We start from the raw sequence: 15,086 nt of genomic DNA, 5'->3' as shown, positions 1-15,086 counted from the left end.
AGAATTATGGCTCAAGAAACCATCGTTGCCGTCTACGAGACGGCGGTGCACGCCGACGCCGCGGTAAGGGCGTTGAGAGAGGCGAATGTGCCGGCGGCGGCAATCAGCCAACATGCCAATTCAGCCGGTGCCATGGCGGGCCAAGACACCGCAGCAGGGCAACGAACCGGGGCGCCAGCCCGTGAGCAAGGCTTCTGGAGCAAGCTGATCGGCGCCGAACCGGACCGCGATACCGGCGTTTATGACCGCAGCATTGAAGCCGGATCGGTCGTGGTCTCAGTACAGGTGCCGTCAGAGCATTACGACAGCGTCGCAGCGATCCTCGAGCAGCACGATCCCATTGATCTCGATGAGCGAGCCGCGCAGTACGGCACAACCCAGACTGCGACTCACACGACGATGCCGACTACCGAGCAGCCGATGCAGGCTCGTGCCGCGGCGACCACCAGGGACACGGCGACCAACGACGGCACGATGCAGCTTTCCGAGGAGACGCTGGCTGTCGGCAAGCGGGCGATCAATCGCGGTACCACCCGTATCCATCGCTTCGTCGTCGAGACACCCGTCGAGGAACAGGTTAGCCTGCATGACGAGCGCGTCTCGATCGAGCGCCGTCCCGTCACCGACGATCGTGCGCCCACCGACAGCTTCTCGGACAAGACGGTCGAGATGACCGAGACCGCCGAAGAAGCCGTGGTGTCAAAGACCGCGCGGGTTCGTGAAGAGGTCGCCATACGCAAGGATGTCACCGATTGCACGGAGACCATCAAGGACACCGTGCGACGCGAGGATGTCGAAATCGAGAAGGTACCGGGCGCCTCGACGAGCCAGACAGTCGGCACCGAGGATCGGATGGCCTCTCCAACCGGCCGCCCATCCAAAATCTGAAATCCATTGCCGGCACCGGGGTGCGCGGCAGCATCCCGGTCGCATCGCAGACCCGTGACGAGGGCATCCTGACCGCGAAGACGGCCGTCGACAGCCGTGCTGCCGCTGTTTCCAAGACATCCTTCGCACGCTTCGGCGTGTTGCTGATCAAGCTGATCGGGGCGGCCATCGGTGGTTGGCCGGCGGTACAGCGCCGTCACCGGGTCACCGGGCGTACGATCGGCTGAGCGGCGCTGCCGACGGCGCTCCTCCAACAATTCTCGTTATAAATGTGAGACCAGGACAGTAACAATGAAATTCATCCCGATAGCCTTCGGCGCGGCACTCCTTGCGACCACGGCCATGGCACAAACCACAAACACGCCGAACCCGGGGCATTCTCCGGCGATGACCTCCCATTCGCCGATGGCCGGAATGAACCCGAACACGGTGAGCAAGCCCGGCAACACGATGATGAGCCGGACCTCCGGCACGGCGGCTGCCAGTGGCAGCGACAACCAGGCGGTCACCACCACCAACGCGAACGCACCGCAGCCTGCAAGTGGGGCGAACTCCTTCAGTCGCGGCCAGGCACGCGGCCGCATCGAGGGCGAGGGGTACAGCAAGGTTTCAAGCCTCCACAAGGATCATAACGGCGTCTGGCGCGGCAGGGGCACCAAGAACGGCCAGTCGATGAAGGTATGGCTCGACTACAAGGGCAATGTCGGCAGCAGCACCTGATCGCCGGTTCCGGACGCCTACACACCAGATAGAGGAGGCCGATATGGCCATGCGCACTTTTACCCATCTCTATGATGATTTCCAGGACGCGCAACGCACCGTCGAGGCATTGCAGACCGCGGGTGTTCCCCATGACGATATCAGCATTGTCTCCAACAATGCCGACAGCCGCCATGGTGCGACCGCGGCCGGCGCCTCCGGCACCGGAGACGTGAACGAGACACGTGCCGGAACCGGCGCCTCGACCGGCACGCTGGTCGGCGGCGGCATCGGCCTGCTGACCGGACTCGGGCTGCTTGCAATTCCGGGCGTCGGGCCAGTGGTCGCCGCCGGCTGGCTTATTGCCACCGCGACCGGCGCCGGTATCGGTGCCGCCGGCGGTGGATTGCTTGGGTCGCTGGTCCATGCCGGCGTTCCGGAAGGGCACGCGCATGCCTATGCCGAAGGGGTTCGCCGTGGCGGAACACTGGTCACGGTGCGTGGCGAGGAGAGCCAGGCTGACCGTATTGAGTCTGTTCTGAACGGTCGTATGCCGGCCGCCGTGGACATGACGGCGCGTCGTACCGACTACCAGACCGACGGCTGGGAGAAGTTCGATGACAATGCGCCGCACTACACGGCCGAGCAGCTTTCGGCCGAGCGCGCGAAACGGTCGGCTGCACTCTAAATCCAGGTTTTGGCGCGAGGGAAACACGATGAGCGACAACAGCGCGTCCGAGGAAGTCGCCCCCGACACGGTAACCAAGGGGGCGTCAAGCTTCCAGGCAGCGGGAGACGCCGCGCGCCGGCTTGGCGAGCAGGCCGGGCAGGCTGGCGCCCAGGCCGCGGGCCACGCGAAGGACTTCGCCCATGAGGCCCAGTCCACCGGCGCCTCGCTGGCCGGATCGCTCCAGGGGCAGGCGGGTTCGGCGGCCGAAACCGGCAAGAACGCGCTCGCCGATCAACTCGACGACGTTGCCCAAGCCGTGCATCGTTCCGGTGCGCAGCTTGAAGGCCATCAGGACTGGGCCGCTCATCTGGTCGAGCGCGGCGCCGCGGAACTCGGCACGCTCGCGAGCAGTCTGCGCAGGAACGACCTGCACGGGCTGATGAACGGCTTGCAGGATCTTGCCCACCGGCAACCGGCCTTGTTTACCGGCGCGTCGCTGGCCGCCGGGTTCGCCCTAGCGCGGGTTGGCCGGGTGGCGGTCGCAGGGGCATCGAAGGCCGATCTGCCAAAGTTGCCGGAGGTGGGTCTTGGACAGTAACCGGATGGATGGGGGGTACGGCCTGGGGTCGCTCCTCGGCACCGTTCTCCAGGACGTGCAGGATCTGGTTCGTGGCGAGATCAGGCTTGCGCGCGCGGAACTCGATCACAAGCTTCGTGGCATCATCGTCGCGGCGATCTTTCTGCTCGGCGGTGCCTTGCTCGCGTTCGCAGGTCTGGTGGTGTTCCTGCAAGGCATTGCCGCGGCATTGGCGCTGGCAATTTCAACCTGGGCCGCCTCGTTGATCGTTGGCCTGCTGATCGTTGCGATCGGCGGCTCGTTCGCCTGGTTCGGCCTGGGCAAGCTGTCGCCTAAGAGCCTGACGCCTGCGCATATGACATCCAGCCTGCAGAAGGACGTGCAGGTCGTAAAGGAGCACATTTGATGTCGGAGAACACCGCGACACCCGAAGCGATCGAACGCGATCTCGACCATACGCGGGCACGGCTGGACGGACATCTGGACGAGCTCCGCGGCAGGCTGTCGCCGGGCCAAGTCGTCGATGATCTGATGCTTTACTTCCGCGGCAAGGAAGGTGCCGAGTTCGGGCGCAACCTGCTCGACAGCGTGCGCGGCAATCCGTTGCCCGCGGCGATCACCGGCATCGGTCTAACCTGGCTGATCGCGGCCAACCCGGGTGCCGCGAGAGGCGTGCAGACGTCGCGGCCGGATGGCGGCGATCCACTGCGTATCCCGCAGGTTCCTGAAGGCGCCTACGATCCGCGATGGAGCGGCTTTGGCGAAGGCGGCGGCGTCGCGGTGACCGGTCGCGTTCGGACGGCCGAACACAGTGTCACGCGGACGCCGGAAGAGACCCAGGCTGCCTATGATGCACGCCTGGACGCGGCGCGGGGTCAGGCGCTCGGCCTCGCCCGCCATTCGGAAGAGTCCGAGACCTCCTTCAGCCAGCGTGTCCGTCACGCTCTCTCGTCAGCGCAGCAGACGAGCATGGAAAAGACGCATGACCTCGCCGACAAGGCCGGCCATCTGGCGGGCTCGGCCAGCACGATGGCGCAAGGCGCGGGCCATGCCATAGGCAATGCGGCTCACCAGGCCGGTGGGGCGATCGGCCAGGGGAGTGGAAGTCTCGCCAGAATGCTTGGCGAAAGCCCAATTACCCTGGGCGCGCTCGGGCTTGCCGCCGGTGCCCTGCTGGGCGCGCTGTTGCCGCAATCCGACCAGGAGGAGACGGCTCTCGGCGGCATCGCCGGGCAGGCGCGAGACATGGCCCGTGATTTTGGACAGCAGGCAGCCGACGGCGGCGGTCACGTCGCCCAGGCGGTGCTCGATAAGGGCCAGGCCAGCGCCCAGGCGCATGGCCTCACGCGTGGCAGAAGCCCGGGCGAACTGGTGGATGCCGCGATGAGCGGCAGTCTGGCCGAGGATGCCAGGCAGGTCGCGAGCGACGTGCTACGCAGTGGAGACGAGGCGATCCGCAAAGAGACTGGCAAGGCCTGAACGGGCATACCGGAAGACAAGCGGCACGAGGCGACGGCGCATTGCCAAGTGGCGGCGTGCTGTCGGGCATGCTCGGCGGCGGTCAAGCTGGTGGGCGAGGCATGAGTGAGGGGCCTCGGCAAGTGAGTTCGATTGGAGTCGCGCACATGGCAGATTGGCGGGAAGAGGTGAACCGTCGGGCAGGGCCCACGACGCGGGCAACTCCCACCTGGATCAATCTCGCCCGTGCGTCGCTCGCGGAGTTGATCGGCACTTTTCTCCTGGTTCTGGTCGGCACCGCGGTGGTGATCGCGGCGACGCAGGGCAAGGGAACCGCAGGTCCGGCGTATAATTCCCTGGCGGTAGCTCTCTCCTTCGGATTGATCCTGATCGCGATCGTAGGGGCGCTCGGCCAGATCAGTGGAGCGCACGTCAATCCCGCGGTGACGCTCGGCCTGGCTTATGTAGGGCGGTTTCCGTGGCGGACTGTGCCGGTCTATTTCGTGGCGCAGATCGCCGGCGCCGTGATCGCCTCCCTGGTGGTCTGGGCGGCATTCGGCCAGGGCGCCTATACGCAGGCGCATCTCGGTCTGCCAGCGCCGGTGCATGGCGCAAGCAACCTGCAGGTGCTGTTGGTCGAGGCGCTGATCGCCTTTATCCTGGTGCTGACGGTGGTCGCGACGGCGACCGATCCCCGGGTGCCCGCCGGCACTGCCTCCGTCGCAATCGGCTTCGCGCTGGCGGCGGGGGTGTTGCTCGGCGGTCCGGTCAGCGGCGGCGCCGGCAACCCCGCCCGTGCGCTCGGGCCGATGATCGTCACCGGCCGCTATCCCGTCTGGTTCTTCTATACGGCCGGTCCGTTGCTCGGCGGCGTTGTCGCGGCCCTGTTGTACCGTCTCATCGGCAGTGGCAGTGCACCGACCGTCGCCGTTGCGGACCAGACGGCCGACCATCCCGACGTACGTCCGCACGAGGCGTTCATTCCGCCGCTTCAGCCGAACCGGCAGGACCTGCGCCGCGGCTAGCCGTTGTCGGCGAAGCCGGGATACAGCGTCATGCCGCCATCGACGAACAGGGTGGCGCCGACGATGTAATCCGACATGTCGGAGGCGAGGAACACCGCCGCGCGGGCGATGTCCTCGGCGGCGCCGATCCGGCGGTAGGGGATCAGCGTCAGTAGACGTTCGGCGGCGTCGCCCTGGGTCTCTGCCGCGTTGATCGCGGTGCGTATCGCGCCCGGAGCGATAGCGTTGATGCGTATGCGGCTGGGAGCGACCTCCTGGGCCAGAGTGCGCATCATCAGCGCGATGCCCCCCTTTGAGGCGGCATAGTTCACGTGTCCGGCCCACGGGATTACCTCGTGTACCGAGCTCATGCAGATAATCTTGCCCCGCGCCCGGCTACGGCCGCGATCGCCTTGCGCCGTGAAGCGGCGGATCGCCTCGCGTGCGGTGAGGAACTGGCCGGTGAGGTTGACGGTGATGACCTTGTTCCAGTCGTCGAGGGTCATCTCATCGCTCGGCGCGTCCTTCTGCATGCCGGAATTGGCCACCACGATGTCGACGCCGCCGAAGGTGCTGACGGTCTCGTCGAACAGGGCGATGACAGAAGCCTCGTCGGAGACGTCGGCGCCGACCACGATCGCGCGGCCGCCCGCCTCGGCGATCTCGCGCGCCAGGGCTTCGGCGGGTTCGTTATGGCTGTTGTAGTTGATGGCGACGGCCGCACCCGCCTGGGCCAGGGCGCGCGCGACGCCGTGGCCGATGCCCGAGCTTGCCCCGGTGACGATGGCAACCTGTCCGTCGAGACGGCATTGCATGGCGCGAACTCCAGCTGAAACCCTCTCTACGTTGACGGCGCGGATCGGTTTGACCGTCAGGGGCGACGAAACCGGGCGCCGGTGCTAGAGAACCCGGCATGAACGACCTGACCGAGCGGCGACGTCCGCGCTACAGGATATGGCGTCGACTGGCTGGCGCCGGCCTCGCCGTGGCCCTGCTCGTGACCGGCACGGGCGGTATCGTCGCCTGGCGCGAGTACGAGTCGATCGCCACCGACCTGCCGACCGTGGATGGCCTGCGGCACTACGATCCGCCGGTGATGAGCCGGATCTATGCCGGCGACGGCCGGGTGATCGCCGAACTGGCGGCCGAGCGGCGGATCTTCGCGCCCTACGCCTCGATTCCCGACCGGGTGAAGAACGCCTTCATCGCCGCAGAGGACCAGAACTTCTATAGCCATGGCGGCGTCGATCCGCTGGCAATCCTGCGCGCCGCGGTGACCGACATCGGCCAGATGGGCAGCGGCCGGCGGCCGATCGGCGCCTCGACCATCACCCAGCAGGTCGCCAAGATCATGCTGCTGAATTCCAGCGTCAACAGCTTCAAGCGCAAGGCCGAGGAAGCCCTGCTGGCGATGCGCATCGAGCAGACACTGCCCAAGGACCGTATTCTCGAGATCTACCTCAACGAGCTGTATCTCGGCGCCGGCGCCTACGGGGTCGCGGCGGCGGCACGCACCTATTTCGACAAGCCGCTCGACCGGATCGACGCCGCCGAGGCGGCCTTCCTGGCATCGCTGCCGAAATCGCCGACCAACTACAATCCGTATCGCTTCCCGGCGGCGGCCACGGCGCGCCGCAATTGGGTGCTGGGCCGCATGGTCGATACCGGTGCGATCACCGAGGCGGCGGCGACGGCGGCGATGGCCGAGCCGCTGGTGCCGAAGGCCTATCAGCGGCCCGGTCCGGTGCCCGGCTCGCAATGGTTCTCCGAGGAGGTGCGACGCGAGCTGATCGATCGCTATGGCAAGGACGTGAGTACCGAGGGCGGCCTGGTGGTGCAGACCAGTCTGAATGCGGCCATGCAGGCCGATGCGACCCGCGCGCTGCGTGACGGGCTGATGCGCTATGACCGTAGCCACGGCTTCTGGCGAGGTCCGGTTGCGCATATCGATGGTCTGGCGCCACGTCCGCGTCGCCCCCGCTTGCACCAGTTTGGTGTTGCGGCGGCAGCGCCGGTCGACTGGCCCGGCAAGCTCGCCGCGATCGCGCATCCGGACGGCATGCTGGAGAACTGGCGTCTCGCGGTCGTGCTGTCGGGGCCTGCGGGCCGGATCGGCTGGCTCGGCGATGGTGGCGGCACGATGTTGGCGACGCTGCGCGAGGCCGACCTGCGCTGGGCGGCGGCGCGTCGTGCGCCAAAGATCCATCCGATCAGGACCGGCGACGTGGTGATGATCGCGCCGCCCACGAAGGCTGGCGATCCGGCCGAGCTGCGGCAGGTGCCGGAGGTCGAGGGTGCGCTGGTGGCGATGGACCCGCATAGCGGACGGGTGCTGGCGATGGTCGGCGGCTGGTCGTTCGAGGAGTCACAGTTCAACCGTGCCACCCAGGCGCTGCGCCAGCCGGGCTCGTCGTTCAAGCCGATCGTCTATCTGGCGGCGATGGAGCAGGGCATCTCGCCCGCGGAAAAGTTTCTCGACGCACCCTTCGTCAAGGGCAATTGGCGTCCGAACAATTATGAGCTGGACTATAACGGCCCAACCAGCCTGCACGACGCGCTGCGCAACTCGCTCAACCTCGTCACCATCCGCCTGGCAGCCCATATCGGCATGCCGGCCGTGGCCAAGGTGGCGATCGCCCTGCACGAGTACGATTCGATGCCCGAGGTGCTGCCCGCGGCCCTTGGCGCCGTGGACACCACGGTGCTGCGCGAGGCCGGTGCCTATGCCTGTATCGCCGATGGCGGCCGCGACGTGCAGCCGTCCTTGATCGATACCGTCCAGAACCGCAACGGCCAGGTGATCTGGCAACCGCAGGGCTTCAGCCTGCTGCCGGCCGCAGGCCCGGCCCTGCCGCCCGCCCTGGCGGATCAGCGCCAGCAGGTGGCCGATCCTGACAGCACCTACCAGGTCGAGCGGATGATGCAGGACGTGATCGCGCGCGGCACCGGCCAGCCGGCCGGGGTCGGCATCGAGCGGCCGATCGCCGGCAAGACCGGGACCAGCCAGGATTTCAACGATGCCTGGTTTGCTGGCTTCTCCGCGGACCTGCTGACAGTGGTCTGGGTCGGCTTCGATACGCCACGTAGCCTGGGCGACAAGGAGACCGGCGGCAAGGTCGCGGGTCCGATCTGGAACCAGTTCATGAAGTCGGCACTCGCCGGCAAGCCCGTCGTCGATTTCCGGGTGCCGCCCGACATGACGCTGATGCGCTACAATACCGGGCAAGGTGAGGCGATCGACGGCTTCAAGCCCGGCCAGCAACCGGGTCTCGCCGGCATGGTCGCTTCCGACAATAACGGCGAACTCGGACCCGACGATACCGGTGCCGAGAACGTGCCCGACTCCGAGACCCAGATGGCCAGCATGCCTGGTGTGCTCGGCCCGCCGGGACTGTCGTCCAGCACGTCGGTGGATGCGCCACCGCCCACGGCAAAAGCGCAGGGCACCGCTCAACCGGCCGCGCATCCGGCCGCCCGTCCAGCTGCCGGTGGTGACATCGGCATGGGCGGGCTGTATTGACGCAGCCCATCACGGGATGGGCAGGATAGGCGACCATGTCGGCCGAGACGGACGCGCTCAACGAGCAGATCAAGCAGTCGGTGGCGCTGCTGAGGAGGCATCTTTGACTGGGATGCCGCTCTTTCGCGCCTCGCGGAACTGAACCATCGCGTTGAAGACCCCGAACTCTGGGCGGATGCGTCGGCGGCGCAAAAGCTTATGCGCGAGCGCAACCAGATCGCCTCCGGCATAGAGGCGGTGCAGCGTCTGGAGACCGAGGTCACTGACGCGATGGATCTTGCCGCCCTGGCCGAGTCAGAGGGTGATGCGGCGATGGTGGCGGACGCGACGCAGAGCCTGCGCGCGATGGCCGAGGAGGCCAAGCGACGTGAAATCGAGAGCCTGCTGTCCGGAGAGGCCGACGCCAACGACGCCTTTCTCGAGGTCAATGCCGGCGCCGGCGGCACCGAGGCGCAGGACTGGGCGGAGATGCTGCTGCGCATGTACACGCGCTGGGCCGAGCAGCGCGGCTACAAGCTGACCCTGATCGAGGAGTCCGAGGGCGAGCAGGCTGGGCTGAAATCGGCGACGATCCAGGTCAGCGGCCCGAACGCCTATGGCTGGCTGAAGACAGAGGCCGGCGTGCACCGGCTTGTGCGGATCAGCCCGTTTGATGCCGCCGCGCGGCGGCAGACCAGCTTCGCCTCGATCTGGGTCTATCCGGTGGTGGACGACAGCATCGACATCGAGATCAACGATGCCGACCTGAAGGTGGACACGTTTCGCGCCTCGGGCGCCGGCGGCCAGCACGTCAACAAGACCGAGAGCGCGATTCGGATCACGCATGTGCCGTCCGGGATCATCGTCGCCTGCCAGACCGACCGCTCGCAGCACCGTAACCGGGCGACCGCGATGGGCATGCTCAAGGCGCGTTTGTATGAAGCGGAGTTGCAGCGACGCGAGGCGGCGTCGGCGGCCACCGAGGCGGCCAAGACCGATATCGGCTGGGGCCACCAGATCCGTTCATACGTGCTCGCGCCCTATCAGATGGTCAAGGATTTGCGGACCGGTGTGGAGAAGGGCAACCCCGATGCGGTGCTGGATGGCGGACTGGACGATTTCATGGCGGCATCGCTCGCCGCCCGCGTGGGTGCCACCCGCTCGGAGGCCAGCGCGTCCGCGCAATAGGGCGGCGTGGGTGCTGGCGGTTCTGCTGGCGGTCTCGGGTGCCGCCCGTGCCGCGGAACCGTTCCCGGCCGGCCTCTACAAGCTCGATCCGCTGCATTCGCGCATCGCCTGGTCGGTCAGCCATCTCGGCTTTTCGATCTATCGGGGCCTGATCCCTTCGGTGCAGGGCAGTCTGCGGATCGACCCGGCAGATCCCGCGGCCAGCCGGCTCAATGCATATGTCGCGATGGCCGGGCTCAGCAGCCTCGATCCCGCCCTCGATACGCGGCTGCGCGGTCCACAGTTCTTCGCCACCGGGCGCTACCCGGTTGCGGCCTACCATGCTGACGGCCTGACCATGACCGGCCCGCATACCGCCCGGCTGGACGGCACCCTTACCCTGGTCGGCGTGACGCACAGGCTGGCGATGAATGTGCGGTTCGAGCGGGCGGGGCGCGATCCGGTGACCGGCAAGCTGACGCTCGGCTTTGAAGGCACCGCGACGTTGCAGCGCTCGCGCTACGGCATCGTCGCCTACACGCCTCTGGTCGGTAACGACGTCGCGCTCGAGCTTGAGGCGGAGTTCGTGCTGCAATAGACCTCGATGGGAATGCCGCAGGCTTAGGCGCTTTCTCCGAGCGAGGGTGGGCCGGGCCAAACATGAACAACAAAACAGCGTGTCGATTCAACAGGATTGGGATATCTCGGTTCGGCTTAATAATGGTGTGCAGGTTTCGGGCGCATGGCGCTCAATTGCGCGACGATCCTGATTTTTCATATCCACCTTGACAGATGGCGGGTGAAAACCCCCAATTCGGGCCGTGAGGCCAACGCATCGCAGTCATGCTGCGAACGTGGGTCATCACGAACGTAAAGCCTGGTCGGTTCGCCTGGTTCGGAACTGGACCAGGTTTTCCGAGCTGCCAAGGTTTTCGGAGCTGCCAGTGTAATATGTCCCTCGCCAACCGGCGAGCAGAGCGTGTGAGGAGAAGGTTTCGAGGATGAACTACGCGCAGCAACAACGCAGTCCGATGCGCCAGATCATCGGCATTACGATCGTGGTTGCGCTGCATCTCCTGTTGATCTGGGCGCTGGTGAACGGGCTGGGCCATAACATCGTGGCCCTGGTGAAAGCGCCGATCGAGACCAAGATCATCAAGGAGACGAAGCCGCCGCCGCCGCCGCCGCCACCGCCGCCGCCGCCGTTGCTGGTCAACCCGCCGCCGCCGTTCATCCCGCCGCCCGAGATCAAGATCCAGCCGCCGCCGCAGCCGCACGCGATCCAGCAGGTCGTGCGCAAGCCGCAGCCGCCGAGCCCGGTGCCTTATCAGGCCAAGCCGCCGACGCCGGCGCCGCCGGATACGACGGTGTCAGCATCGCCGATCGCCGGGCCGCCGCTGCAGTATCCGCCGGAGATGCAGGAGGCGCAGCGCGAAGGTCACGTCGTTGTGGTCTGCAACGTTGGCGCCGATGGCGACACCCATGATTGTACGCTGCAGAGCGTCCGGGGCGGCTTTGCCTTCGGCAGGGCGGCTCTGCAATGGGTCAAGACTGCGCGCTACCGGCCAGCGACACGGGGCGGCGTGCCAATCCCCGAGGCGCACCACGCCTTCAATATAACCTTCAAGCTCAGTGGCGGCGGCGACGACTAGCCGGGCGACCACGGCGGGTTTGCGACAACCCGCCGGCCCCAGACGATTACAAAGGATCAGCGCATGACCACACAGCACCGTCACCCCGTACTCGCGCCGGCCGTCGCCGTGATGCTCGGCTTTGCCGGACCGGCGATGGCACCGGCTTTCGCGCTGGCGCAAACGGCTCCAGGAAACGCGTCAACAGGGAGCGCGCCAACAGCCCCGACGACCGCGGCGCCGACCCCTGGTCCGGCGGCTGCCGCACCGAGTGCTCCCGCGGCGCCCGCAACGCCGGGTGCGCCGCCACCAGCCGCTGGCGCACCGGCGGCCACGGCGCCGGCGGATGGAACCGGCGCCGCCGGGGCTCCCGTCCCGGGTGCTCCGGCACCTGCCGCTGCGGCTCCCGGCGCGACCGCGCCAGGGGCCCCGGCTCCCGGTGCTGCTGCGCCCGGTGCCCCTGCTCCCGGTGCTGCTGCTCCTGGTGCTGCTGCGCCTGGCGCGCCCGCACCCGCTGCTCCTGCTCCAGCCGCCGCGGCGACCGCAGCACCAGCGCAGACCGCCTCGGTGGAAAACCCTTATGGCCTCGACGCGCTCTGGAAGGGCGGCGACATCATCGCTCGCGCTGTGCTGATCATCCTGGCGATCATGTCGCTCGGCACCTGGTACATCATGATTACCAAGTACATCGAGCAGGCCCGGCTGCTGGGCGCCGCCCGCTCCGCCGGCAAGGGGTTCTGGAACAAGCCCACGGTGCAGGATGGCGCGGCTGCGCTGAAGCCGAGCTCGCCGTTCCGCTACATCGCCGACAGCGGCATCACCGCCACTCAGCATCATGACGGCGCGCTGACCGACAGTATCGATCTCGGGACCTGGGTGACGATGTCGATCCAGCGCGCGGTCGAAACCATCCAGTCGCGCCTGCAGGGCGGTCTCGCCTTCCTCGCCACGGTCGGCTCGACGGCGCCGTTCGTCGGCCTGTTCGGCACCGTCTGGGGAATCTATCACGCGCTCACCGCCATCGGCATCGCGGGGCAAGCCTCGATCGACAAGGTGGCAGGCCCGGTCGGCGAGGCGCTGATCATGACCGCGATCGGTCTGGCTACCGCGGTGCCGGCGGTGCTCGGCTATAACTGGCTGGTACGCCGCAACAAGGCGTCGATGGAGCGGGTGCGCTACTTCGCCTCCGACCTGCATTCGGTCCTGGTCGGCGGCACCCGCATCGGCATGGCCGACGCCGCGGCGCCGACGCCGATGACGACCACCGCCGGCGTGACCCGGGTCGCCTGAACCATGGCGATGAATGTCGGCCCCGCGGACGGGGACGAGGAAGACTCGGTGATCTCGACGATCAACACCACGCCGCTCGTCGACGTGATGCTGGTGTTGCTGATCATCTTCCTGATCACCATCCCGGTGGTCACCCACACGATCAAGGTGCAGTTGCCCAAGGACGTCAACCAGCCGACCCGGACCAAGCCGCAGAATGTCATCATCGCCGTGACCGATGACGGCAAGACCTACTGGAATCAGGCACCGATCAAGGACAATGCGGATCTGCTGGCACGGCTGGAGAAGTTCGCGGTCATCAAGCCGCAGCCGGAGGTGCATATCCGTGGCGACGCGCGGGCACGCTATGAGTATGTCGGCAAGGTGGTCACCGACTGCCAGCGTGCCGGCATCTTCAAGGTGGGCTTCATCACCCAGCCGCCACCGCATGGCTGACGACCGTCACGAGAGGACACCACCGACATGGCCATGAATGTTGGGTCGCCGGAAGGTGCCGGCGGCGACCCCGAAGTCGTCGTCGACATCAACACCACGCCGCTGATCGACGTGATGCTGGTGCTGCTGATCATGCTGATCATCACGATCCCGATGCAGACGAACGCGGTCAAGCTCGACCTGCCGCAGGGCAACCCGCCGCCGCCGACGTCACCGCCGCAGGTGGTCACCATCGACGTCGATTTCGACGGCACCATCTCCTGGAACGGCCAGGCGATGGGCTCGGAGGCCGACCTGCAGGCGCACTTCATCAACGCCGCGGCACAACCCGACCAGCCGGAGATCCATCTCCGGCCCAATCGTCTGGCGCCCTACAAGGACGTGGCCCACGTGTTGGCCGACGCGCAGCGCCTTGGCATGAACAAGCTCGGGCTGGTTGGAGACGAGCAGTATATGGGAAGCAATTGATGAGTCCTGGTCGACGAATGCGGTCGGTTCTTCGGGCGCGCCTGCCTCTCGCCGGTCTCACGACCGGCGCGATGCTGTTGGGCGCCCCGATCGGCGTCGCGACGCTCCTGCACGTGGTCCCGGCTCGGGCGCAGGGGCCGGCCCAGCCGCTGCAGCGCGACGTCGGCAAGCCGCTGGAGAAGGCCAAGGAACTCGCGGCGCAAAAGGATTTCAGCGGCGCCATGGCGCAGATCGATGACGCCGAGCATGCGCGCCACAAGACCGCCGAGGAGAACTTCGTCATCGAGGAGATGCGCGCCTCGGTGGCCCAGCAATCCGGTGACTACAAGACCGCCATCGCCGCCGACGACGAACTGCTGAACACGGGCAAGCTTGGCCGCGCCGATCAGCAGCGGTTGCTGATGGCCGAAGCCTCCTCCAACTACCAGCTGCACGACTATGCCGGCACCATCAAAGCGATCGATCGCTATCAGCAAGCCGGTGGCACGGACCCGTCGCTCACCCAGCTCAAGATCCAGTGCTACTACCTGCTCAAGGACTACCCCCATGCCGCAGCCGAGCAGTCGGCGCAGATCGAGGCCGAGATCAAGGCGAATAAGGTGCCGCCGGAGCAACAGCTGCAGTTGCTGGCGAGCTGCCAGATCCAGACCAAGGACGCGGCCGGCTTGACCCGAACCATGACGCATCTGGTCGAGTACTATCCGAAGCCGGACTACTGGGCGCAGTTGCTGCACGGCTTGCGCGCCGACCCCAACGTGCCGGACCGGCTGGAATTTGACGTCGACCGTCTCCGTCTCGCGGTCGGGCTGCTGACCAGCACCGCGGACTTCATGGACATGACCGAACGCGCGGTGCAGGACGGGCTGCCGGCGCATGCCTTGGCGATCATGAACCGCGGCTATGCCACCGGCGCGCTTGGCACCGGCTCAGAGGCGCCGCGCGAAGCCCGGCTCAAGGCGCTGGTCGAGCACACCATCGCTTCGCGCAAGGCGAGCCTGGCCGCCGATATAACCGCCGCGCGCAAGAGCAACGATCCCAACGCGCTGCTTTCGGTCGGCTATACCGCCACCGACCTCGGTGAGAACGCCCAGGGCATTGCCCAGGGTATCGCAATGATGCGCGAGGCGATCACCAGAGGCGGGCTTGTCGCTCCCTATGACGCCATGCTGCATCTCGGCCTCGCCTATCTCGATGCCAACGACAAGGCGAGTGGGATCGCGGCGCTGCGGGCAGTCGGCGGCGGCGGGCCGGCCGAGGAACTGGCGCATCTCTGGCTGCTGCGGATCGGCGCGCACTGAAC

Annotated in this window: 17 protein-coding genes; 16 read left to right on the top strand and 1 reads right to left on the bottom strand. The window is 66.9% G+C overall.

The features are described 5' to 3' along the window. Nucleotides 1-6 precede the first annotated feature (6 nt). The 8 genes from ACQY4K_RS06575 to ACQY4K_RS06540 all read left to right on the top strand — a co-directional run bounded on the left by ACQY4K_RS06575 (nt 7) and on the right by ACQY4K_RS06540 (nt 5,317). Complete coding sequence (locus ACQY4K_RS06575) at nt 7-888, top strand: YsnF/AvaK domain-containing protein (RefSeq protein WP_428394494.1); 882 nt, start codon at nt 7-9, stop codon at nt 886-888. Nucleotides 889-908: 20 nt separating this feature from the next. Then, nucleotides 909-1,115: a hypothetical protein gene (locus tag ACQY4K_RS06570; RefSeq protein ID WP_428394492.1), complete on the top strand. Its 207-nt coding sequence runs from the start codon at nt 909-911 to the stop codon at nt 1,113-1,115. Nucleotides 1,116-1,179: 64 nt separating this feature from the next. Further along, nucleotides 1,180-1,608: a hypothetical protein gene (locus tag ACQY4K_RS06565; protein WP_428394490.1), complete on the top strand. Its 429-nt coding sequence runs from the start codon at nt 1,180-1,182 to the stop codon at nt 1,606-1,608. A 43-nt stretch (nt 1,609-1,651) separates the two neighbouring features. Then, nucleotides 1,652-2,275, top strand: a complete 624-nt coding sequence (locus tag ACQY4K_RS06560) for a general stress protein (protein WP_428394488.1) — start codon at nt 1,652-1,654, stop codon at nt 2,273-2,275. Nucleotides 2,276-2,303: 28 nt separating this feature from the next. Further along, complete coding sequence (locus ACQY4K_RS06555) at nt 2,304-2,855, top strand: hypothetical protein (RefSeq protein WP_428394486.1); 552 nt, start codon at nt 2,304-2,306, stop codon at nt 2,853-2,855. Further along, on the top strand, nt 2,845-3,240 hold the full coding sequence (locus ACQY4K_RS06550) for a phage holin family protein (protein WP_428394484.1): 396 nt from the start codon (nt 2,845-2,847) through the stop codon (nt 3,238-3,240). The genes ACQY4K_RS06555 and ACQY4K_RS06550 overlap by 11 nt, the downstream gene beginning before the upstream one ends. Beyond that, nucleotides 3,240-4,313: a DUF3618 domain-containing protein gene (locus ACQY4K_RS06545; RefSeq protein ID WP_428394482.1), complete on the top strand. Its 1,074-nt coding sequence runs from the start codon at nt 3,240-3,242 to the stop codon at nt 4,311-4,313. The genes ACQY4K_RS06550 and ACQY4K_RS06545 overlap by 1 nt, the downstream gene beginning before the upstream one ends. Nucleotides 4,314-4,459: 146 nt before the next feature. Continuing rightward, complete coding sequence (locus ACQY4K_RS06540; RefSeq protein WP_428394481.1) at nt 4,460-5,317, top strand: MIP/aquaporin family protein; 858 nt, start codon at nt 4,460-4,462, stop codon at nt 5,315-5,317. On the opposite strand, the gene ACQY4K_RS06535 is transcribed toward ACQY4K_RS06540, so the two are convergent. Further along, complete coding sequence (locus ACQY4K_RS06535) at nt 5,314-6,111, bottom strand: glucose 1-dehydrogenase (protein WP_428394479.1); 798 nt, start codon at nt 6,109-6,111, stop codon at nt 5,314-5,316. The genes ACQY4K_RS06540 and ACQY4K_RS06535 overlap by 4 nt on opposite strands. Before the next feature lie 98 nt (nt 6,112-6,209). Between ACQY4K_RS06535 and ACQY4K_RS06530 the strand changes: the two genes are divergently transcribed. The 8 genes from ACQY4K_RS06530 (at nt 6,210) to ACQY4K_RS06495 (ending at nt 15,084) form a co-directional block, all read left to right on the top strand. Next, nucleotides 6,210-8,816, top strand: coding sequence for a penicillin-binding protein 1A (locus tag ACQY4K_RS06530; RefSeq protein ID WP_428394477.1), 2,607 nt, complete (start codon nt 6,210-6,212; stop codon nt 8,814-8,816). A gap of 35 nt (nt 8,817-8,851) precedes the next feature. Then, nucleotides 8,852-9,983 (top strand): peptide chain release factor 2 gene (gene prfB / locus ACQY4K_RS06525; RefSeq protein WP_428394475.1). Its coding sequence is split into 2 segments (ribosomal slippage): nt 8,852-8,920 and nt 8,922-9,983, totalling 1,131 coding nucleotides; the frame shifts between segments, so codons are not numbered across the junction. 10 nt (nt 9,984-9,993) lie between these two features. Next, complete coding sequence (locus tag ACQY4K_RS06520) at nt 9,994-10,560, top strand: YceI family protein (RefSeq protein WP_428394473.1); 567 nt, start codon at nt 9,994-9,996, stop codon at nt 10,558-10,560. A gap of 403 nt (nt 10,561-10,963) precedes the next feature. Beyond that, nucleotides 10,964-11,614: an energy transducer TonB gene (locus ACQY4K_RS06515; RefSeq protein WP_428394471.1), complete on the top strand. Its 651-nt coding sequence runs from the start codon at nt 10,964-10,966 to the stop codon at nt 11,612-11,614. A gap of 63 nt (nt 11,615-11,677) precedes the next feature. Next, nucleotides 11,678-12,883 (top strand): MotA/TolQ/ExbB proton channel family protein, encoded by a 1,206-nt coding sequence (locus tag ACQY4K_RS06510; RefSeq protein ID WP_428394469.1) that lies wholly within the window; start codon nt 11,678-11,680, stop codon nt 12,881-12,883. A 3-nt stretch (nt 12,884-12,886) separates the two neighbouring features. Then, on the top strand, nt 12,887-13,318 hold the full coding sequence (locus tag ACQY4K_RS06505; RefSeq protein WP_428394467.1) for an ExbD/TolR family protein: 432 nt from the start codon (nt 12,887-12,889) through the stop codon (nt 13,316-13,318). A gap of 27 nt (nt 13,319-13,345) precedes the next feature. Next, complete coding sequence (locus ACQY4K_RS06500; RefSeq protein ID WP_428394466.1) at nt 13,346-13,786, top strand: ExbD/TolR family protein; 441 nt, start codon at nt 13,346-13,348, stop codon at nt 13,784-13,786. Nucleotides 13,787-13,803: 17 nt separating this feature from the next. After that, nucleotides 13,804-15,084, top strand: coding sequence for a hypothetical protein (locus tag ACQY4K_RS06495; protein ID WP_428394464.1), 1,281 nt, complete (start codon nt 13,804-13,806; stop codon nt 15,082-15,084). Nucleotides 15,085-15,086 lie beyond the last annotated feature (2 nt).

Origin of the sequence: Lichenicoccus sp. (assembly GCF_965276875.1) — a bacterium.
Lineage (GTDB): Bacteria > Pseudomonadota > Alphaproteobacteria > Acetobacterales > Acetobacteraceae > Lichenicoccus.
The sequence above is the reverse complement of the archived record's forward strand: the minus strand, read 5'-3'. Positions and strand labels throughout refer to the sequence as shown.

Excerpts from the sequence above, each read along its gene's own strand:
- ACQY4K_RS06560 (WP_428394488.1), top strand. The coding sequence starts at position 1,652 with ATGGCCATGCGCACTTTTACCCATCTCTATGATGATTTCCAGGACGCG.
- ACQY4K_RS06565 (WP_428394490.1), top strand. The coding sequence starts at position 1,180 with ATGAAATTCATCCCGATAGCCTTCGGCGCGGCACTCCTTGCGACCACG.
- ACQY4K_RS06540 (WP_428394481.1), top strand. The coding sequence starts at position 4,460 with ATGGCAGATTGGCGGGAAGAGGTGAACCGTCGGGCAGGGCCCACGACG.
- ACQY4K_RS06530 (WP_428394477.1), top strand. The coding sequence starts at position 6,210 with ATGAACGACCTGACCGAGCGGCGACGTCCGCGCTACAGGATATGGCGT.
- ACQY4K_RS06535 (WP_428394479.1), bottom strand. The coding sequence starts at position 6,111 with ATGCAATGCCGTCTCGACGGACAGGTTGCCATCGTCACCGGGGCAAGC.
- ACQY4K_RS06575 (WP_428394494.1), top strand. The coding sequence starts at position 7 with ATGGCTCAAGAAACCATCGTTGCCGTCTACGAGACGGCGGTGCACGCC.
- ACQY4K_RS06505 (WP_428394467.1), top strand. The coding sequence starts at position 12,887 with ATGGCGATGAATGTCGGCCCCGCGGACGGGGACGAGGAAGACTCGGTG.
- ACQY4K_RS06515 (WP_428394471.1), top strand. The coding sequence starts at position 10,964 with ATGAACTACGCGCAGCAACAACGCAGTCCGATGCGCCAGATCATCGGC.
- ACQY4K_RS06500 (WP_428394466.1), top strand. The coding sequence starts at position 13,346 with ATGGCCATGAATGTTGGGTCGCCGGAAGGTGCCGGCGGCGACCCCGAA.
- ACQY4K_RS06510 (WP_428394469.1), top strand. The coding sequence starts at position 11,678 with ATGACCACACAGCACCGTCACCCCGTACTCGCGCCGGCCGTCGCCGTG.
- ACQY4K_RS06545 (WP_428394482.1), top strand. The coding sequence starts at position 3,240 with ATGTCGGAGAACACCGCGACACCCGAAGCGATCGAACGCGATCTCGAC.
- ACQY4K_RS06555 (WP_428394486.1), top strand. The coding sequence starts at position 2,304 with ATGAGCGACAACAGCGCGTCCGAGGAAGTCGCCCCCGACACGGTAACC.
- ACQY4K_RS06495 (WP_428394464.1), top strand. The coding sequence starts at position 13,804 with ATGCGGTCGGTTCTTCGGGCGCGCCTGCCTCTCGCCGGTCTCACGACC.